The organism is Rhizobium sp. N731 (assembly GCF_001664145.1).
GTDB classification, from domain to species: Bacteria; Pseudomonadota; Alphaproteobacteria; order Rhizobiales; family Rhizobiaceae; genus Rhizobium; species Rhizobium esperanzae.
Genome location: NZ_CP013601.1, coordinates 2,566,357 through 2,583,837 on the forward strand (window position 1 = coordinate 2,566,357; position 17,481 = coordinate 2,583,837).

Here is a 17,481-nt window from a genome sequence, read left to right on the forward strand (position 1 = left end):
ACGGTTGATTTCTGCGAGCGAACGCGTAGGCTTCAAAAAAATACGCCATTGCCAAATTTGGTCTGCGACGAGTTGCCGGAGCCGGTAGGACGGCGCCCGTGAACGGGAAAAGCCAGTTGCGGCATCGCCGCCAGGTGAATCCCGGCAGCACGTTGCCTAAGAACAATTCGGGGAAGACGATGAAGACGCTTTTGATTTCTGCCGTCTTTGCCGCGGCTCTTTTTAGCGCGACCGCGCCGGCCGAAGCCGCCGAATGCGGCAAAGCTTCGATCGCCGAGATGAAATGGGCCTCGGCCGGCATTGCCGCAAACTTCGACAAGATCATCCTAGAAAAGGGCTATGGCTGCTCCGTCACCATCGTCGACGGTGACACCCTTCCGACCTTCGCCTCGATGAATGAGAAAGGCACCCCCGATATCGCTTCGGAATACTGGATCAATTCCGTCAGGGCGCTGCTCGATCAGGCCGTCAACACCGGCCGCCTGGTGCAGGGCGCCGAGATACTCGCCGATGGCGCGGTCGAGGGTTGGTTTATCCCGAAATTCATTGCCGACGCCAATCCCGATATTCGCTCGGTCGAGGACGCGCTGAAGCACCCCGAGCTCTTTCCAGCCGAGGATGATCCGTCGAAAGGCGCGGTTTACAACTGTCCCGCCGACTGGAGCTGCCAGGTATCGACCACCAACCTCTTCAAGGCCCTCGCCGCCGACAAAAAAGGCTTCGAACTCGTCGAGACCGGCAGTCCCCAGCGGCTCGACGCCTCGATCGCCCGGGCTTTCGACAACAAGATCGGCTGGCTCGGTTATTACTGGGCGCCGACCGCTATCCTCGGCAAATACGACATGACGCGGCTGAGCTTCGGCGTCAGTCACAACAAGGCCGAATGGGACCGCTGCACTGCGGTTGTCGGCTGTATCAGGCCTGAGCTCAATTCCTATCCGGTCTCGCGCGCCTTCACGCTGATGACCAGGTCCTTCGCCAGCCGCGCCGGACCTGTCACGACCTATCTCAGGACCCGAAAATGGGACAATGAGACGATCAACCAGGTGCTCGCCTGGCAGGATGAAAATCGCGAAAGCAACGAGGATGCCGCTATCTATTTTCTTCGCAATTACGAGAACCTATGGATGAAATGGGTGCCGGCCGATGTAGCCGAAAAAGTCAAAGCGAGCTTATAACGGCAGATGATACCAACGACCGGACGATTCGAATGACAGGCAACGTTCCCTTCCCCGACCGCGATACCGTTGCGGAAAAGCTCGCCGCGCTGTCGGAAGCGGACAAGTCATATCTGGCCTTGCTCATGGAGAACGCCGCCCAGGACGACAACCTGCTCGACGGCCTGCGACGCCATCTCGATCATGCCGCGGAATCGCGCTTCCTGAACTCGCTGAAGCTCGAAAATCTCGGACTGTGGCTCGGGACCCAAGCGCCGCATCGCCTGCAGATACGGCTGACGGAAACCGCCCGATCGAGCCAGCATCCCGCCTACCAAGCCTTCCGGACCGGTCTGAGCCGATCCGGCGGTCTCGAAAAGGCATATCCTGCGGTGCCTTGATCCGGCCTCGGATAGCCTGTTCAATCCGGCAAAGCGGCCGGCCGATTACTTCCTCGCAGCCCGGTCGACCGAGCGGCCGGCATCCTGGGTGGCGTTGACGGCGTTCGCCGTGTCTTTTCCCATGCCGCGGATTGTGTTGCCGCAGGAGGAAAGAGCAAGAAGAACCATGAAGGCTGCGGCAATTTTGGCCGTTGTCGTCATTTCGAATATCCTTGTTTGAAATCAACCCCGAACGGCACTCATGCCATCCGCGCCGATAACGCACAAGGGAACAAAAGGTTCAGCGGGAGAAAGACGTCCTCAAGCGGCGACGGCCTTCGCTCTTTCGGCAAAAGCACTGCGGATGCTGTCGGCTACCGTCTCGATCGGTCCGGACATTTGCGAGGCGGTCAGCAGGCGGATATCGAAGGAGCCGAGCTCCGGCAGTCCTTCCTGCAGGCCGAGGATGGTCATGTCCTCGCTGACATAGGAGAGCGGCAGCGGCGCGACGGCGAGATCGGAGAGCACGGCGGCGCGTTGCGCCATCGTATGGCCGCTGAGATAGGCGACGCGATAAGGCCGTTTGTTGCGTTCGAGCTGGGCAAGTGCCTCCTGCCGCCAGATGCAGCCATCCTCCCAGATCGAAATCGGCAGGGGATCGCGCCGATGCGCCGAACCGCACCTTGCGCCGGCCCAGACCAGCCGCTCGCGGAACACCACTTCGCCACCGGTCGGAAACGGCCGAGTCGCGCAGTTGATCAGCGCCAGGTCGAGCCTCTGCTCCTCCATGCGCTTCTTCAGCCCGACGCTCATGTCGATCGTCACGTCGACCATGATGCCGGGGTAGCTTTCGGCAAAGCTCTTGAGGATCCTCGGCAGCAGCCGCTCGCCGATATCCTCCGGCGCACCGAGCCTGACGACACCGGTCAATTCCGGCATGATGAAGCGCGACACCGCCTCGTTCGACAGCGCCAGAATGTTGCGGGCGTAGGAAAGCAGCATTTCGCCATGGCGCGTCAGCGTCACCGAGCGGGCATCGCGTAAAAACAGCGTCGCGCCGAGCTGCTCCTCGAGCTTCTTGATCTGCATGGAAACCGCCGAAGGCGTGCGGAACACCGCTTCGGCGGCGGTGGAAAAATTGCCCGTCTCGGCAATGGCGACGAAGGTGCGCAGCACATCGTTGTCAAGCAAAGGAATGGGACGGCGAAAGGGAAGGCTCATCGTCGCATCTTTCAATTTTTCTGATCTTTAACCGCATATCATTTTATTTGGCTGAATGTCAATCAAACCGCCCAAGGCCCGGCGGTCTCTGCATAATGCTCGGTCCCCGTATCCGCCATTAAAACGGTCGGCTGACGGACTCGAATTTGCAGTATCGCCAGCTAAACCCATATATCAAATTTGCACCGGATCTGTCTTTGTAGCAGACTGAAGAACGATGTTACTTCACGCCTGGATAGCTGCGGTCCCCCATGAATACTCTCAAATTGCCCGCGTCTGCGGGCGTCTTGATGTTAGTTTGTTATGCGCACGCATTTTCCATTGAGATCAACGGTATCGAAACATCTGTCTTAACAGGCAATTGCGACGCGCTGGTTGTTGGCGATGAGAATTTCACAAGTTTATGCACAGAAACCCTGGTCATGACTTCCTACCCGAGCGGCAGGCGTGGTTTTTATTTTCAAACAAAGGACGAAAGAGCCTTCGCATTTTCTGGCATTCATCACACCACTCCACTCGGAGGGGTGTATCTGACCAATATCGATATATTCCTGGTCAATAGCGAGCCTCTCGCATGCCAAAGGCTATTGCACCTACGAAGATATCAGAAGCCCCCATCCCGTCAGTGTAAGATGCTCGGGAAAAACAGAGGACGGTCGCCTATTCACAGGATCGTTTACGACGGATGGAAATCCGCCGGAATAAAAAATGTCTGACCGCACTCCTCTCCGCGCCATTCAATTTTTCTGATTTATAATGCCATTTCATTTCATTTGATTGAACATCAAGCGCATCCCATAGTCTTCTTATCGGAAACAGCAAAGGAGACTCGACGTGGCGCACAAAAGCACCTGGACTATCCTACAGGCCCTTTCCGCATTCAAATCGCGTCGGCGCAGGGATGCGAACCACGAACATGCGCTGCGGGAGTTGAAGCGATTTCCGTCGCACCTGCTGGCTGATTGCCAGCGTGAAATCGAGTTGCCGCTCCTCAACGCGGCCGCTCGACCGAAGCGGGGTCTGAGGATCGTGGAATCGCGTGCATAACGCGGATCTTTGGCTCGGATCAGAACACTGGGCCCTCTGCAGACATTGCCGCTCGAACTCGGCGATACGGCACGGGCCGATGGCCTCATACGGGCGATCGGCTCACATCCCGCCTATCAGCTTGAAGGCGATAATCCACATCGTCGCCGCGACGAGCGTCTCGAGCATCCGCCAGGAGGCCGGCCTGGAAAAGATCGGCCGCAGCCATGTTGCGCCATATCCGAGCGCAAAGAAGAACAGGAAGGAGCCGGTCACGGCGCCTGCGGCAAAGGAAGCCTGCTGTCCCGGATAGCGCGTCGATATCGTGCCGAGCAGCACGACCGTGTCGAGATAGACATGCGGATTAAGCCAAGTCAGCGCGAGGCAGGTCGCAAGCGTCCGGGAAAAGCTTGCCGTTTCGGCTTCCGCTGCTGTGAGCACAGCGGACGACCGTAAGGCGGAATAGAGGCTGTTGGCTCCGTACCAGGCCAGAAACGCGGCTCCCCCGTAACGCATGACCGGATCGAGCCAAGGCAGCAATCCGGCAATCTGCCGGAGGCTGGTCACGCCGAGCAAAATCAGTACGGCATCGGACAGGGCGCAGGTGAGGCAGACGGCGAGGACGTGTTCATTGCGCAGGCCCTGGCGAAGGATGAAAGCGTTCTGCGCGCCGATTGCGACGATCAGGCTGAGGCCCATCAGCAGGCCCGTGACATAAATCGAAATATTCATCGTTTCGGCAACCGCTCTCAGCTTCGATGCAGTTGCGGTATCGCCTGAAATTGGCTTAGTCTAATTAGTCTGTCTTATCTTGATTAAGCGAAACTAATCCATGCTCGATTATCCCGCTCTGCGCGCCGTTGCAACCGTCGTCCAGACCGGCAGCTTCGAAAGGGCGGCGACCGTGTTGAACGTGACACCGTCGGCTGTCTCGCAACGGGTGAAGCAGCTCGAAGAACGCCTCGGCGTCATCCTGATCACCAGAGGCACCCCCTGTACGGCGACCGAAAAGGGAGAATGGCTCTGTCGTCACGTCGAGAATGTCGGCATGCTGGAGGCCGAGCTTTTCGGGCAGCTTCCGGCTCTCGTCAATCCCGACGAGCCACGCCAAAGGGTCACGCTACAGATCGCGACCAACGCCGACAGCCTCGGCACATGGTTCGTGGAGGCCATGTCGAATTTCTCCAAAACCTCGTCCTATCTGTTGAATGTCGCCGTCGACGACCAGGATCACACCGCCGAATGGCTGCAGCGCGGACGGGTGATCGCAGCCGTCACCAGTCTGGAGAAGCCGATCCGGGGATGCCGGCGCTTCGCCCTTGGAACTCTCCGTTACAACGCCACCGCGACACCCGATTTTGTCGCCCGCCACTTCCCGGACGGCGTGACATCGGAGGCGATCCGCAACGCTCCGGCCCTGACCTTCAATCAAAAGGACAGGCTTCAGAGCAGTTGGGTAAGGCAAACCTTTGGCCAAGATCTGGACTACCCCACACATTGGCTGCCCTCGCCGCAAAGCTTCGTCGAAGCCACTCTTTCCGGCATGGGATGGGGAATGAACCCGACCCAGCTTACCCGCGCTCATCTCGCATCGGGGCGGCTCGTCGAACTTGTTGCCGACACGCCACTGGACGTCCCACTCTACTGGCAGATAAACCGCCTCGGCGCCGAGCGCCTAGCGGAGTTGACGCGCGAAGTCGTCGCCGTGGCGAAGCGCCGTCTTTAATTGCCGTCAGGCATGCCGCTTCTCCAGGCTCCGCCCCGGCAGACGGATTTAGTCGGTTGGAGCGATCACACATAGGCCGTGCGGCTGCCGAACCCGCTGGTCTCGTCAAAATTCTTGGTGCCGATACGCTGGCTTTCGCCCGAAAGCTCTTTCGGAGCTTCGCCGACGGGCTTTGATGCGGCAGACGACTGAGTTTGGCTGCTCTCGCGAGATTCGAGCTTGGCAATCTTGGCTTCCAGCGTCTCGATCGATTTTTCGATCGTCGCCTTTTCCTGCTGGTCTTGCGTCTGCGATAGGGCTGCCTGCTTTTCGGCAAGTTGCGCCTCAAGAGAGACAAGCTGATCAGATGAACCGGAAGACGAGGTCGAAGCGGCTGAACTCAAGATGGTGGATGCAGAACTGGAAATTGGGCTGACCATGAACATGACCTTCGATGACGGAATGTCACCGTCTAGCCCAGGGGCGTAAACATCCGATAAATAAAGTACCATCCGGTACCATTTTCATGATAATAATCTCAGCGTTCCGAACTCGGCATATTTTGACGATCTTCTCTAGGAAATGGCGATAACCTCCAGCTCCTGGCCGCCTGTCTCCACCACATCGCCGACAGCCTTGCCCATCAGCAGCAGCGCCACGGGAGAGACGTAGGAAATCGATCCCGCCTTGGGATCTGCTTCGTCTTCTCCGACGAGCCGATAAGTCTGCACGCGCCCGTCGTCGCGGCTGAAAGTGACCGTATTACCAAAGGCAACCACGTCGGCTGACGGTGGGTCAGGCATGAGCTGGGCCGTGCGAAGTCTGGCCGATAAGTATCGGAGATCACGTAAAGGATTGGCAGCCTGGCGCCGCCGTTCGTTTACGTCTTCGATGGTGCTCGTCGCATCATAGGCCGCGCGCGCCTGCTGAAACTGCAGTTCGAGAGCCCTCAATCCCGCTTCCGTGACGAGGTTGGGATGCGGCGAAATTGGCCGGTCCGGCAACAGGGTTTCCGAAGCGGTTTCGAAACTCTCTTCCTTGGTGAAGGCAACGGCCAATCAATGACTCCGTTTTAGACGCTACGAGCTCTTATGGTCAGTGGGGATTGTCCCAGTCCGAAACCATACATACACCGACCGCCGACAAACCGCCAATCTTGCCCTGTTGCAAACGTCTGCAGCCCGAGGCTCCGGAACGTCCGGGCCGACATTGCGTTTATCTCATCCGGATGCACTGTAGCGCAGGAGGAACGAATGCTCGGCCGGCAGCGAAAGAGCGGCAACACAGTCAGGATCAGATCATGCCTTCATTCCTGACAGATGCGATGCCGCTGACGCCAAGCTGGTGGGAGATCGCCTTACGGATCGTACTGACGGTGGTCGCGGGCGGTCTCATCGGCCTCGACCGCGAGCGCGGCGGTCACCCGGCGGGATTCAGGACCACGATCCTGGTGGCTCTTGCCGCCTGCCTGGCGATGATCCAGGCAAACCTCCTTCTATCGACCTACGGAAAGACCTTTAGTTATTTCACGCAGATGGACGTGCTGCGCTTTCCCCTCGGCGTGCTGACGGGCGTCGGCTTCATCGGCGGCGGCGCGATTCTGAGACGTGGCGACACGATGACCGGCGTCACCACGGCCGCGACTATGTGGTTCATGACCGTCGTCGGTCTCTGCTTCGGCGGCGGCCAGATCCTGACGGGGACGGTGGCGACCGCCGTCGCCTTCATCGTCTTGTCGCCGATGAAGCAGCTGGATCTATGGCTGCGTTGCGAACAGAAGGCAACACTCGTCATTCACGGCACCGAAGCCGAGTTGCCGGAACTGTCTGAGGTGCTTGGACCGCTGGGTTGCACTGCCCACTTCGTTTCTTTTGGGCAGACCAGCGAGGGCCGCCCTGGTGTCACGTTCGAACTGCGCTGGATGGCTAAAGACCGTGACGGCTCCGCCCGCGCGATTTTCGACGCCCTTTCAGAGGCCTATCATGTCGCGGGATTTTCCATGCTTTCGACCTCGACATAGGTCTCGTGGGCTCTTGAACGATCATTTCGAGACATGCTCGGGTTTGCCCTTGGTCTTGGTCGACGCGAATTCCTCAAGCTGTTTTTCGCTCATGGATTCTTCCATCTGCTTCGAAGCGCCTCTGAGTTCCTTCTTGGGCGTCTCTCCGCGTTTGGCTGAAAGTGCGGCACCTGCCGCCTTCTGCTGGGCTTTGGATTTGGCTGGCATTTCGATCTCCTCTCGTCCGGACGAGGAATGAGGCCCCCTTGCAGGACGAGGCCGCAGCCTGAGCCGCAGCCTCTCACTCCTTAATTGATGGTGGCCCACTGGCTGCGGACATCCCGGGCACTCTTCGACAGATGAACATGGGCGTCGACGTGATCGACCCAATCGAGCGGAATCAGATGATGTTTGCCGTCCTCCGAGTCGGTTTTCGTCAGCTTGATGCGGGTCGGCCCGTCAAGCTGATCCACCGTTCCGACGTGAGCGCCATCGGCAGCCCGCACTTCCATATGTTCACGGATCTGATCTGCGGAAATCATCGTTTCCTCCTTTTGCATCATTGCCAGTTACCAAGCGGCAACGGCGTGGGAGGGACATGGTTCCAAAGCTTTTTGCCGCACGCTCACGGACATGACGACGGCTCGCTATGGGCCATCGACATCCGGCTTAAGAGCGGCCTGATGCAGCCGGCTTCCTTCTGCCGGCGGCCACAGAATCGCCGACAGGAGCAGCGCATAGATCGAGGCTGCCGCGACATAGGCAATACGGCTCGCGAAGGATTCCGCGGCGCTGCCCGGCAGCGGTGATACCCCGAGACCGAACAGAATAAGGAATATCGTCAGGACGCCCGCGAACACGCGAGCATCCTTCGAGCGAGCGGCAGCGCGCCCTCCGATGAGCAGAGCGACGAACAGCAGGATCAGGAAAATCGAGAGAAGGCTTGGGCGCAGCGATAGCGCGGCATAAGCAACGGAGGCCAGCACGCCGCCGAGGAAATTGACGAACACCATTCCGATCGCCGCCCGCGCGCTTGCGGCAACGTTGAGCTGCCCGAGCAGCGACGCCACGGTTATGGGAATGACTGCCGCAGCGCTCAGATTGTCGCTCGTCAGACAGATGACGACGGACGTCAGAAGGATGAAAGCGTTTGCCAGAGCCCGAAGCAAGGCCGGCGGCCGCTCTTCGACCGCGGCCGCTTCGCTCCCCGGAGAGACCGGTTCGGGAAAGATCGCATAGGCGAGCCACATCAGAACCGTGCCCGACAAAACCCCTACAACCAGGATCGACAGGATCGAACTCGCGAGTTCCTTGTTCAGGATGCCGAGGAGAGGCACGATGATCGATACGACGAGCACGAGGAAAACAGCTGGCCCTCCCTGTCCCGCCGACTGTAGCGCGAAGCACGCAAAATAGGTGAGCCCAAGGATCAGCAGGAAAGGTACCGGACGCTCGCCGAGCAGGTCGGTCAAGGCCATCATCGCCATACCGGCAAAGAGAATGATCATCGCCGCACCGATGGTCTTGCCAGGCGGCATGGGCCGCGAACTTCCAAGGAGAAACTGCGAGGCAAAGAGCGGACCGAGGAAGGGCAGGACAGCACCGGCATGGACTGCCAGGGTGAAGCCTGTCGAGACGGCGAAGGCGACCCGCAACCCTTTGCGTTTCTGCTCCCCGTCAGCTGACATAGGTCAGCACCGACATGATGCGGATCCACAGCGATCCCCAGGCATTGGTGACCGGGTTGTCACCCGTATAGATGACGACGGTCGCCTGAGAGCCGTAGCGTACCCCGCCTTTCGGCCGCTGCCCCTCCTCGATATTCAGCCGGACAGGAAACCGCTGCGGCTCCTGGACCCAGCCACTATCATTGCGAATCGTCGGCAACCCGGTACTCGGGTCGGTGCTGCCTTGCGATACGCCGAACCCGACGCTCTCGACCGTTGCAGGAAACAGCCGGCCGGGAAGCGCGTCGAAGAGGATGTCCGCTCTGTTGCCGACGGCGACCTTTTCCAGGCTGTTTTCCTTGAATGCCGCGTTGATCCAGATGGTGCCGGCATCGATGAAGGTCATCGCCGGCTGGCCGGCCGAAACGACCTTGCCGATGGTGAGTTGAAGATTGGTGACGACACCGTCTGACGGTGCCAGAACGGTCGTCCGCACCAGATCGAGCCGGGCCTTTTCCAATCCGGCAAGGGCTGCACGCAGCTGCGGATTGTCGTTGCCGGACGGGCCGAGTTGCTCCTTGGCCTTGGCGAGGTCGGCTTGCGCCCCCGACACGGAAGCCTCGGCCTGATCATAGGCAGACTTGGCCGCATCGAACCGGGCCCTGGAAAAGACCCCACGCTTCACCAGCTCGGTCGCCCGGGCATACTGGTCGCGCAGATTGTCCCGGTCAGCCTCGATCTGAACGAGCTTGGCCTGTGCCGCATCGACGGCCGCGGTCGATGCCCCGATCGACTGGCCGACGCTTGCAAGCGCGGCTTCGGCCTCATTGACCGCGAGCTGATAACGCTCCGGATCGATCCGGAAGAGAACCTGGTCAGCCTCGACGCGCGAATTGTCAGCGACCCCGACCTCCACGACCCGGCCGGTGACCTCGGGCGCGATGCCGACAATATAGGCCTGGACCTGCGCTTGAGAGGTCGACGGCGTGCGCCGCTCCATAAAAATGGAGAGGACGAACAGAGCCAGCGCCAGCAGGACGACCGTGAGAGCTATGTTGCGCAATGGATTCCGGGGTGTCGAGGAAATGACAGGTTCGTCCAAATTTTCGGAAACCACGACAGTACCCTCGAAAGCGTTGTGAAGCCCGGAGTTTCAGCGCCGGCTGTCTCTCGCGATGGTCGTGGCCGAAAGGGTAGAGCGCAAGTAAGTAACCGTAACATACGCCTTGCGGTGGCTGGCCCCCGTATCGACCGCATCGATCAGTCAGCGGAAGGCGGCGCCGAAGCCTTGTCGAGCGCGCCCTCTATCTCCTTGAGAAGCTCCGCGATCAGTTCCCGGTATTCGGCAACGCGTTCGGCACGCTTCGGATCGGCCGAGACGCTCCATCTTTCCATCGCCAGTCCGGCGTCGGCAAAGTCCCTGCAGATTTCCCGAAAGTCTTCACTGCGGGCGACAAGATCATCGATCGTCCTGGCTCTGGCCGGAAAATGCCGACGGACTGCTGTCACGCCCTCCTCCATGGTTTGCTCCCTGACGGCATAGCTGACGCCGCCACTGCAGCGTGTGCCAGCTCCCGATCTTCATGGACGGCGACCGGTTCGAGGAGTATGTTACTGTTACATACAGTCTGGCAGTGATGTGACTCAACGGGGGATTGGGGACAGACATGCTGACGTCTATGCCGCCAGAAGGGTCCGCGGCGTCCTTTCCTTCGGAGTCGGGACCTCAAGCGCACGATATCACGACACAACTGGAACGCGTTATATCCAGTCCCGAATTTCCTGGCGTTGGCCGCGCCGCAGCTTTTCTCCGCTATGTCGTCTCCGAGACCCTCGCCGGTCGAGGCAACCGGATCAAAGCCTATTCCATTGCGGTCGAAGTATTTGGCCGGGATGCCGGCTTCACCCAGGACGATCCGGTGGTCAGGATCGAGGCAGGACGCTTGCGACGATCGCTCGAGCGCTATTATCTGGTTGCCGGCCAGGATGATCCGATCCGGATCGACATTCCCAAAGGAGGCTATATCCCGACCTTCACCTGGTCCTGCCCAGCCTCGGCTGACACGCGCAACGAAAAGACTGTGGAAGCGCTGCCCCCTCCGGCCCGCCCTGAACACTGGTGGCGGACAGGGCGGATTGTGTTGCCCGGCGCTGTTGCCTTCGCCCTGCTTGCTGTTTCGCTCTATTGGCTGGCAGCACTGCCTGCAGCACATTCGCTCCAAAGGGCTGCAAGCCTGTCGCCCGATCGTCCGGCCTTGGTGGTGGCCCCCTTTGCCAATCTCGGCGAAGGGCCCGAGGCGCGGCTCTACAGTGCCGGTCTGACGGAGGAACTGATGACCGTCCTGCCGCGGTTCAAGGAGATCAAAGTCTTCGGCCGCGAGACCTCCCGATCTCTTCCAGCGGATGTGCGGGCATCGGAAATCCGGGCGGAATTCGGCGCGCGCTATCTGCTGACCGGCGGTGTACGGACTTCGGGCCAGCGTCTTCGCGTAACGGCCAGGTTGCTCGACACATCGGACGGCGAGATCCTCTGGTCGGAAAACTACGACAAGGACCTTGCGTCGGGAGACCTGTTTGCGATCCAGACGGACGTCGCCAGAAAGGTCGCGACCGCCATCGCCCAGCCGTATGGGGTCATGGCACAGGTCGACGCCGCCAGTCCGCCGCCGGACGACATCGGTGCGTATGAGTGCACGCTGCGCTTCTATGCCTACCGTTCGGAGCTCAGCGCCGAGGCGCATTCGCGCGTGCGCAATTGCCTTGAGAGCGCGATAGCTCGATTTCCCAACTATGCGACCGCCTGGGCGATGCTGTCGATCGTCTACCTCGACGAGGACAGGTACAGATTCAATCCGACGCGAAACAAGGAGGCAGCCGTAGAGCATGCGCTCGATGCTGCCAGGCGCGCGACACAGATCGATCCGAGCAATACGCGAGGCCTTCAGGCGCTGATGACGACGCTGTTCTTCGACGGACAGCTCGCCGAGTCATTGCGCGTGGGAGAACAGGCCCTCGCCACGAACCCCAACGACACCGAATTGATGGGCGAGTTCGGAACGCGGTTGGCAATGGGTGGCCAATGGCGGCGCGGAGCAGCCCTGCTCGATGAGGCCATCGCACTCAATCCCGGTGGCGGCGGCTTCTACCACGGAACACGGGCACTGGCCGCATACATGCTCCGCGACAACCATACCGCCGTGCTGGAAATCAGACAGGCGAACATGCAGAAGTTCCCGCTCTTCCATGCCGTGGCTGCCATCATCTATGCCGAGGCCGGCATGATGGAGGAAGCGCGGCGGGAGGGAGAGGTTTTCGTCAGGATGCGGCCTGACTTCCTGCCGAACATTGCAACGGAACTTGCGATGCGCAACATCCAGCCTGAAGACCGGGACCGTCTGATCCGCGGACTTCGCAAGGCAGGGCTGGCGGTCCCCGATCCCGACAAATTGGCATCGACCGCCGCCGGCATCTCCGAGCTGCAGCCCCGCTGATACTGTCTCCTGGACTGTAACCTACCAGATCATACGGGAAAGCCATCTCATCTTCGCATAGTCTGACCTAAGGGCCGCGGTGACCGCCGCGGCCCATTGGGGCGACCTGCACGGGCTTTGGGAACAAGCTCCTGACCGGCACAGGCAAGTGGCGGCGGCAGGTGACGCGGCGAGCCTGATCCCTTCCGCCAACGGCTTGGAAACGGTTCGCCAAATCGGGATGGACGATGGTTGTGCTGTCTAGCATCCGCACGATAGTGCCGTTTTCCGCAGGGGCCGCTCTGGCTTCTCTGCTACTCTGCGCCTCGATTGCAATGGCGCAGAGCGCGACGCCTGCGGACCCGCAGCCTGAAAGCGTCCAGCGCTTCATCGGAATGTTCTCGGATCCTGACGTCCAGCACTTCCTGCAGCAGCAGTCGCAGGCCGCCAGGCATGTGCCGGAACCGACGCCGGAAGCGCCGAACCGCGACCCCTCTTTCTCCGAATTCGCGATGCGGTTCCGCGCCCACGGTTCCGGCCTTCTCGGCGCGGTGAATTCCTTCCCCCTGGAGGCGACCCGGGCCTGGGCCATGGTCGAAACGGACATCGAAGCAAACGGCGGGACGCGGCCGATCTTCCTGATCGCCGCCTTCGTTGCCGCCGGGCTGGCCGCACAATGGCTGTTCTGGTGGGTCAGCGCCGGCTGGCGCACATGGATGTCGCACGCATCGTATGCGACGGTATCGGGGAGAGTTGTCGCATTGGCGGCAAGGCTTCTGTGGGCGGGATGTTACGTTCTTTCCTTCGGCTTGGGCAGCATCGGCTTTTTCCTGCTGTTCCAATGGCCGCCCGTCATAAGGGAGATCGTCGTCGGATATCTCCTGGCAATCGTCATCTTCCGTCTGGGGAACGCACTTCTTGATGTTTTCCTGCTGCCGCGGGCCGAAGAAGAGGGCGGGTTTCGAGTCGTTCCGCTCGCTGGGGATGCCGCGCGCCACTGGGCGAAACGGCTGGGTTATCTCGTCGGCTGGTATGCCTTCGGATGGGTCACCATCCGCCTGTTCGGCACGTTAGGTTTTTCCCTCCCGGCTCGGCAGCTCGCCGCCTATTGCCTTGGCCTCATACTTCTCTTGATCGGCATTGAAGCCGTGTGGAGACGTCCGTCCCGATCATCGTCCAGCCAAACCAGCCGCATCGGCATGCGGGCGCGCAACTGGCTCTGGACAGCCTATTTCTTTGCCGTCTGGCTGCTGTGGGTGGTCGGCGCCATGCGGCTGTTCTGGATTGTCGTGGTCGGTGCCGTCCTGCCTGCCGCCATCGCCCTGACCAAGGCCTCGGTCGACAATATCCTGCGGTCTTCCGCAGCCGAGGAGGACGGTCACAAGCGAAGCACCGTCGTCTCGGTGATCGTCGAACGCGGGATCAGGGCCGCACTGATCGTCGCAGCCATCATCCTGCTTGCACAGGCGCTCGACGTTCGGTTGACTGAGATGACGATGCAGGATTCCCCGCTCCTGCGACTCGTGCGTGGCCTCCTCAGCGCCGGGATCATTCTCATGGTCGTCGATTTGGCGTGGAACCTCGTGAGAGTCCTGATCGATCGCAAGCTCGGCGCCACCGAGGCGGTCCTTGAAGCCGGAAGCGATCGGGAACGGCGGCGTATGCGCATCAGGACCCTTCTGCCGATCCTGCGCAATTTCCTGATGATCCTCTTCGTCGCAATCGCGATCATGATGGCCTTGTCATCGCTCGGCGTTGAAATCGGTCCGTTGATCGCAGGCGCAGGCGTGGTCGGTGTCGCAGTCGGCTTCGGGGCGCAGACCGTGGTCAAGGACGTCATCAGCGGGGTGTTCTACCTGCTCGATGATGCCTTCAGGGTGGGCGAATACATCCAGAGCGGCAGCTACAAGGGCACTGTCGAGTCGTTCAGCTTGCGATCCGTCAAGCTCCGGCACCACCGCGGCGCAGTCTTCATCGTCCCTTTCAGCGAGCTCGGAGCGATTCAGAACCTGAGCCGCGATTGGGTGATCGAGAAGATGACGATCACCGTCACCTACGATTCCGACATCGAGAAGGCCCGCAAGATCATCAAGAAGATCGGCCTCGAACTGTTCGAGGATCCGGAGTTCAAAGCCACCACCATCGAGCCGCTGAAAATGCAGGGGATCGACAGCCTCGGTGACTCCGGTCTGCTCCTGCGGATGAAGGTCATGACCCTTCCGGGCCAGCAGTTCACGCTGAAGCGGCGGGCACTCCGAATGATCCATGAGGCGTTCCACGAGAACGGCATCAAGCTCGCCGTGCCGACCGTTCAGGTCTCCGGTGGAAACGACGACGCCGTCGGCGCCGCCGCCCAACAGACGATCGCGGCGCACAATGCGGCGATCGCCGCGGGGCCGGCCTGAACGGGCGCGAACACGGAACCAAACGGAACCAATAGGAGGAAACGAAATGAAGCTCCTGGTCATCCTGACACACATGCTTTCCACGCTGGCCGTGCTTATGATGGTTTGCACGCCCCTCCTCGTTCCGGCGACTGCCGAAGCTCGTCGAGGCGTGGCGGCATGCGGTCCGAGAGGCTGCGGTGCGGCCGCCTGCGGTCCGCGCGGATGCGCTGCGGTCGGACGCACCCGCCCGGCCTATCGTCCCGCGGTTCGACCGCCCGTGCGTCGCGGCGTCGTGGTCATCACCCCTCGCCGCTACTGGCGTCCTGGTGCGGCCGTCGCCGCAGGCGCCGCCATCGGTTTCGTTGCGGGCGCTGCCGCCGTTTCATTGGCGGGTACGCCACCTCAATCCGGACAATGCTGGTACTACACCACACCCGCCAAAACCACAGGGTTCTGGGACGTATGTCCCCGCTGAACGAGCTCAAAAAGGACCCGCAAGTCTTCTGCTCCCTGCTGGCCCTCCCTCATGGGGGAGACCCTACTTTCGCGTCATAAATTTTAGAGGGAAGGTTCATGGACTTCACAGTCATCGACGCCGCACTTGTTGGAAAACTTCTCCTGCTGCTTCTGATCGGTTTGGGGCCGAAGATCGCCCTGGTGCCGTTCCTGGAAAAGACCCACACCTTCGACACCGAGACCAAGGTACGCATCGGCCGCCGGATGGTTCTGATCGCCGTTGTCACGGCCCTGATCCTGTTCGCGACCGGCGCTTTGCTGATGCGGCTTCTCCACATTACGGGCGGAGCCGTCGCGGTCGCCGGCGGCATCATCCTCGCGCTGATCGCGATCAAGATGGCGTCGGGACCAACGGATAAGCCGCACGACGACGTTGCAGCCCCCGTCGACCCGGACAAACTCGCCGTATTTCCGCTCGCGGTCCCTTACCTGCTCAATCCTGTCGGCATCACGATTATCGTCATCGCCTCGGGCGAAGTCATCTCGATCGCCAGCGCCATGCTCGTCACCGCTCTGATCCTGATCGTCGGTGCGTTCGACTATCTGGTATTCACCAACACCGAAAAGCTCGCCAAGCACATGAAGCCGGCCAGCATGATCGTCTCAGAGGTCGTCTTCGGTATTCTGCTGACCGCAGTCGCCGTCCAACTGATCGTCGTTGGGCTCGGCAACCTCGGCATCATCAACCCGCCGGCAGCGCATTAGATGCAGACGGTCCAGATCGGGAGAACCCCTCCCGCGGCATGCAACTCCTCGACGGTGTCGACGTCGATGAGAGCCGCCTCGCCGATTTCCACCTCGACGCGGGGTACGTCATGACCGTCAATCAAGCGGCGCGCGCCGACATCACCTTCGAGACCCTGAATGGCATCCAGCAAAAGACGGGGAAGGATCACCGGGTTGCCCGGCGATCCATTCGCAACGGCGCGCACCACATGAGCGCCGCCGCTCTTACGAAAAGCCTCGATGAGCATGTCGATTGCTTATCGCAGGCATGTCGGCAAGCATTATCATGATGCCGTCGGGCCTATCCTTTTGCGCCCGCGCCGCTCCGAGCCGCAAGGATGCCGCCATGCCCGATGCGTAGTCCTCGTTGCGTACCACCTCGACCGGCAGATCACCGATCGCCTGAAGCACGTCGTCATGCCTGTAGCCGGTGACGACGTAACCGTGGGAACACTGGCAGGCCAACGCGTTGAGGACCGACTTTCGAACCAGAGGGACGCCGTCGAAAGTCGCAAGGAGTTTGTGATCCTCTCCTTTGCCCATTCGACTTGATCTCCCTGCCGCCAGGATAACGACGGCAACCTGGAAAACTGGAATGATCCCGGTAGCCATCAGCCGTATGCCGACAAGCGGCTGGCAGCGACATCGGCAAGCACCGACAGGGCCAGCGAACTTTGCATCCCTCGTCGGCCCGAAAAAGCCGATGGGCGCTTTTATCCTTGCTCACCTGAAAACTCTGCTGCCGCGTCTAACTGATACGGATCGCGCTGCAATATTGCAGATCAAACAGGTGTTGGCGAATGGTTGATCAGGGTGGGTCGGCCATACCAAGCACAATGGTCTACGATGCCGTCATGGGTATCCGGGTATCCGCTACCGGCCTTTACAGCGTCCGACACAAGGCGAAGCAACCGTACGATCCGGATGCAAGGGATTTTTACAAGCTGTTTTTTCTTTGCAAGCGCCAGGACGAGATGGCTCGGCAGGCGGGCCTGGAAACAACTGACGTTGGTTTCTTTCCGCCTGACAAGCTTCCAGACTTGTCACGCGGACGCGTGGTAGAGAGCGACATCCATGCTGCATTCGCATTCAGCAGGGGCGATCAGCAGTTCGCCACTTTTGACTAGCGCTCACTATCGGGACCCGCTGAGATCGTTCAATATCGTTGATGCTATCCATAAGCTCTATTCGTTTGAATGATGGGTTTGCGACGCCCATATTAACAGC

The 17,481-nt window shown here is 60.4% G+C and carries 21 protein-coding genes and 1 pseudogene; 11 read left to right on the forward strand and 11 right to left on the reverse strand.

The window, feature by feature from the left end:
• Positions 1-179 precede the first annotated feature (179 nt).
• Both AMK02_RS12640 and AMK02_RS12645 read left to right on the forward strand, forming a co-directional pair.
• Entirely contained in the window at positions 180-1,178 is a 999-nt protein-coding gene (locus AMK02_RS12640) for a glycine betaine ABC transporter substrate-binding protein (RefSeq protein WP_064806191.1), read from the forward strand.
• 32 nt (positions 1,179-1,210) lie between these two features.
• Positions 1,211-1,558, forward strand: a complete 348-nt coding sequence (locus tag AMK02_RS12645; protein ID WP_064803224.1) for a hypothetical protein — start codon at positions 1,211-1,213, stop codon at positions 1,556-1,558.
• Between the two features lie 45 nt (positions 1,559-1,603).
• Here AMK02_RS12645 and AMK02_RS12650 read toward each other — a convergent pair whose 3' ends face one another.
• Both AMK02_RS12650 and AMK02_RS12655 read right to left on the reverse strand, forming a co-directional pair.
• The gene (locus AMK02_RS12650; protein WP_011425752.1) at positions 1,604-1,759 is read right to left on the reverse strand and encodes an entericidin A/B family lipoprotein; all 156 of its coding nucleotides are present in this window, start codon (positions 1,757-1,759) and stop codon (positions 1,604-1,606) included.
• Positions 1,760-1,858: 99 nt separating this feature from the next.
• Complete coding sequence (locus AMK02_RS12655; protein ID WP_064803226.1) at positions 1,859-2,758, reverse strand: LysR family transcriptional regulator; 900 nt, start codon at positions 2,756-2,758, stop codon at positions 1,859-1,861.
• 834 nt (positions 2,759-3,592) lie between these two features.
• Here AMK02_RS12655 and AMK02_RS32125 point away from each other — a divergent pair.
• On the forward strand, positions 3,593-3,805 hold the full coding sequence (locus AMK02_RS32125) for a hypothetical protein (RefSeq protein ID WP_064814742.1): 213 nt from the start codon (positions 3,593-3,595) through the stop codon (positions 3,803-3,805).
• A 102-nt stretch (positions 3,806-3,907) separates the two neighbouring features.
• On the opposite strand, the gene AMK02_RS12660 is transcribed toward AMK02_RS32125, so the two are convergent.
• On the reverse strand, positions 3,908-4,516 hold the full coding sequence (locus AMK02_RS12660; protein ID WP_064803228.1) for a LysE/ArgO family amino acid transporter: 609 nt from the start codon (positions 4,514-4,516) through the stop codon (positions 3,908-3,910).
• A gap of 100 nt (positions 4,517-4,616) precedes the next feature.
• On the opposite strand from AMK02_RS12660, the gene AMK02_RS12665 reads away from it, so the two are divergent.
• Positions 4,617-5,510, forward strand: coding sequence for a LysR family transcriptional regulator ArgP (locus tag AMK02_RS12665; protein WP_064803230.1), 894 nt, complete (start codon positions 4,617-4,619; stop codon positions 5,508-5,510).
• Between the two features lie 65 nt (positions 5,511-5,575).
• Here AMK02_RS12665 and AMK02_RS12670 read toward each other — a convergent pair whose 3' ends face one another.
• Both AMK02_RS12670 and greA read right to left on the reverse strand, forming a co-directional pair.
• Positions 5,576-5,935, reverse strand: coding sequence for a hypothetical protein (locus AMK02_RS12670; protein WP_064803232.1), 360 nt, complete (start codon positions 5,933-5,935; stop codon positions 5,576-5,578).
• Between the two features lie 129 nt (positions 5,936-6,064).
• Complete coding sequence (greA, locus tag AMK02_RS12675; protein ID WP_064803234.1) at positions 6,065-6,547, reverse strand: transcription elongation factor GreA; 483 nt, start codon at positions 6,545-6,547, stop codon at positions 6,065-6,067.
• Between the two features lie 242 nt (positions 6,548-6,789).
• Here greA and AMK02_RS12680 point away from each other — a divergent pair, with 242 nt between their 5' ends.
• The gene (locus tag AMK02_RS12680) at positions 6,790-7,509 is read left to right on the forward strand and encodes an MgtC/SapB family protein (protein ID WP_064803236.1); all 720 of its coding nucleotides are present in this window, start codon (positions 6,790-6,792) and stop codon (positions 7,507-7,509) included.
• A 21-nt stretch (positions 7,510-7,530) separates the two neighbouring features.
• Here AMK02_RS12680 and AMK02_RS12685 read toward each other — a convergent pair whose 3' ends face one another.
• The 5 genes from AMK02_RS12685 to AMK02_RS12705 form a co-directional block, all read right to left on the reverse strand.
• A complete protein-coding gene (locus AMK02_RS12685) occupies positions 7,531-7,716 on the reverse strand; it encodes a DUF3008 family protein (protein WP_020921551.1) in 186 nt (61 codons plus the stop codon).
• An 80-nt stretch (positions 7,717-7,796) separates the two neighbouring features.
• Complete coding sequence (locus AMK02_RS12690) at positions 7,797-8,030, reverse strand: DUF2171 domain-containing protein (protein ID WP_064803238.1); 234 nt, start codon at positions 8,028-8,030, stop codon at positions 7,797-7,799.
• A 105-nt stretch (positions 8,031-8,135) separates the two neighbouring features.
• A complete protein-coding gene (locus AMK02_RS12695; RefSeq protein ID WP_064803240.1) occupies positions 8,136-9,176 on the reverse strand; it encodes a DUF2955 domain-containing protein in 1,041 nt (346 codons plus the stop codon).
• The gene (locus AMK02_RS12700) at positions 9,166-10,272 is read right to left on the reverse strand and encodes an HlyD family secretion protein (protein ID WP_064803242.1); all 1,107 of its coding nucleotides are present in this window, start codon (positions 10,270-10,272) and stop codon (positions 9,166-9,168) included. Before AMK02_RS12700 ends, AMK02_RS12695 begins: the two co-directional genes overlap by 11 nt.
• Before the next feature lie 143 nt (positions 10,273-10,415).
• Positions 10,416-10,676 carry a hypothetical protein gene (locus tag AMK02_RS12705; RefSeq protein ID WP_064803244.1) on the reverse strand — a complete coding sequence of 87 codons (261 nt, stop codon included), beginning with the start codon at positions 10,674-10,676 and terminating at the stop codon, positions 10,416-10,418.
• Positions 10,677-10,822: 146 nt separating this feature from the next.
• Here AMK02_RS12705 and AMK02_RS12710 point away from each other — a divergent pair, with 146 nt between their 5' ends.
• From AMK02_RS12710 to AMK02_RS12720, 4 genes are all read left to right on the forward strand, one after another.
• Entirely contained in the window at positions 10,823-12,646 is a 1,824-nt protein-coding gene (locus AMK02_RS12710; protein ID WP_064803246.1) for a hypothetical protein, read from the forward strand.
• A 227-nt stretch (positions 12,647-12,873) separates the two neighbouring features.
• Positions 12,874-15,030, forward strand: coding sequence for a mechanosensitive ion channel family protein (locus AMK02_RS12715; RefSeq protein WP_064803247.1), 2,157 nt, complete (start codon positions 12,874-12,876; stop codon positions 15,028-15,030).
• 46 nt (positions 15,031-15,076) lie between these two features.
• Entirely contained in the window at positions 15,077-15,487 is a 411-nt protein-coding gene (locus AMK02_RS32130; RefSeq protein ID WP_082929663.1) for a hypothetical protein, read from the forward strand.
• A gap of 98 nt (positions 15,488-15,585) precedes the next feature.
• The gene (locus AMK02_RS12720) at positions 15,586-16,233 is read left to right on the forward strand and encodes a MarC family protein (protein WP_064803249.1); all 648 of its coding nucleotides are present in this window, start codon (positions 15,586-15,588) and stop codon (positions 16,231-16,233) included.
• Here AMK02_RS12720 and AMK02_RS32685 read toward each other — a convergent pair.
• Positions 16,230-16,866, reverse strand: a pseudogene (locus AMK02_RS32685) (nucleotidyltransferase family protein). The gene AMK02_RS12720 and the pseudogene AMK02_RS32685 sit on opposite strands and share 4 nt — an antisense overlap.
• Here AMK02_RS32685 and AMK02_RS12730 point away from each other — a divergent pair.
• The gene (locus AMK02_RS12730; protein ID WP_064803251.1) at positions 16,850-17,062 is read left to right on the forward strand and encodes a hypothetical protein; all 213 of its coding nucleotides are present in this window, start codon (positions 16,850-16,852) and stop codon (positions 17,060-17,062) included. The pseudogene AMK02_RS32685 and the gene AMK02_RS12730 overlap by 17 nt on opposite strands.
• Complete coding sequence (locus AMK02_RS12735; protein ID WP_064803253.1) at positions 17,055-17,381, forward strand: hypothetical protein; 327 nt, start codon at positions 17,055-17,057, stop codon at positions 17,379-17,381. Before AMK02_RS12730 ends, AMK02_RS12735 begins: the two co-directional genes overlap by 8 nt.
• Positions 17,382-17,481: the final 100 nt, after the last annotated feature.

Excerpts from the sequence above, each read along its gene's own strand:
- AMK02_RS12640 (WP_064806191.1), top strand. The coding sequence starts at position 180 with ATGAAGACGCTTTTGATTTCTGCCGTCTTTGCCGCGGCTCTTTTTAGC.
- AMK02_RS12645 (WP_064803224.1), top strand. The coding sequence starts at position 1,211 with ATGACAGGCAACGTTCCCTTCCCCGACCGCGATACCGTTGCGGAAAAG.
- AMK02_RS12650 (WP_011425752.1), bottom strand. The coding sequence starts at position 1,759 with ATGACGACAACGGCCAAAATTGCCGCAGCCTTCATGGTTCTTCTTGCT.
- AMK02_RS12655 (WP_064803226.1), bottom strand. The coding sequence starts at position 2,758 with ATGAGCCTTCCCTTTCGCCGTCCCATTCCTTTGCTTGACAACGATGTG.
- AMK02_RS12660 (WP_064803228.1), bottom strand. The coding sequence starts at position 4,516 with ATGAATATTTCGATTTATGTCACGGGCCTGCTGATGGGCCTCAGCCTG.
- AMK02_RS12665 (WP_064803230.1), top strand. The coding sequence starts at position 4,617 with ATGCTCGATTATCCCGCTCTGCGCGCCGTTGCAACCGTCGTCCAGACC.
- AMK02_RS12670 (WP_064803232.1), bottom strand. The coding sequence starts at position 5,935 with ATGTTCATGGTCAGCCCAATTTCCAGTTCTGCATCCACCATCTTGAGT.
- AMK02_RS12680 (WP_064803236.1), top strand. The coding sequence starts at position 6,790 with ATGCCTTCATTCCTGACAGATGCGATGCCGCTGACGCCAAGCTGGTGG.
- AMK02_RS12685 (WP_020921551.1), bottom strand. The coding sequence starts at position 7,716 with ATGCCAGCCAAATCCAAAGCCCAGCAGAAGGCGGCAGGTGCCGCACTT.
- AMK02_RS12690 (WP_064803238.1), bottom strand. The coding sequence starts at position 8,030 with ATGATTTCCGCAGATCAGATCCGTGAACATATGGAAGTGCGGGCTGCC.
- AMK02_RS12695 (WP_064803240.1), bottom strand. The coding sequence starts at position 9,176 with ATGTCAGCTGACGGGGAGCAGAAACGCAAAGGGTTGCGGGTCGCCTTC.
- AMK02_RS12705 (WP_064803244.1), bottom strand. The coding sequence starts at position 10,676 with ATGGAGGAGGGCGTGACAGCAGTCCGTCGGCATTTTCCGGCCAGAGCC.
- AMK02_RS12710 (WP_064803246.1), top strand. The coding sequence starts at position 10,823 with ATGCTGACGTCTATGCCGCCAGAAGGGTCCGCGGCGTCCTTTCCTTCG.
- AMK02_RS12715 (WP_064803247.1), top strand. The coding sequence starts at position 12,874 with ATGGTTGTGCTGTCTAGCATCCGCACGATAGTGCCGTTTTCCGCAGGG.
- AMK02_RS32130 (WP_082929663.1), top strand. The coding sequence starts at position 15,077 with ATGAAGCTCCTGGTCATCCTGACACACATGCTTTCCACGCTGGCCGTG.
- AMK02_RS12720 (WP_064803249.1), top strand. The coding sequence starts at position 15,586 with ATGGACTTCACAGTCATCGACGCCGCACTTGTTGGAAAACTTCTCCTG.
- AMK02_RS12730 (WP_064803251.1), top strand. The coding sequence starts at position 16,850 with ATGATCCCGGTAGCCATCAGCCGTATGCCGACAAGCGGCTGGCAGCGA.
- AMK02_RS12735 (WP_064803253.1), top strand. The coding sequence starts at position 17,055 with ATGGTTGATCAGGGTGGGTCGGCCATACCAAGCACAATGGTCTACGAT.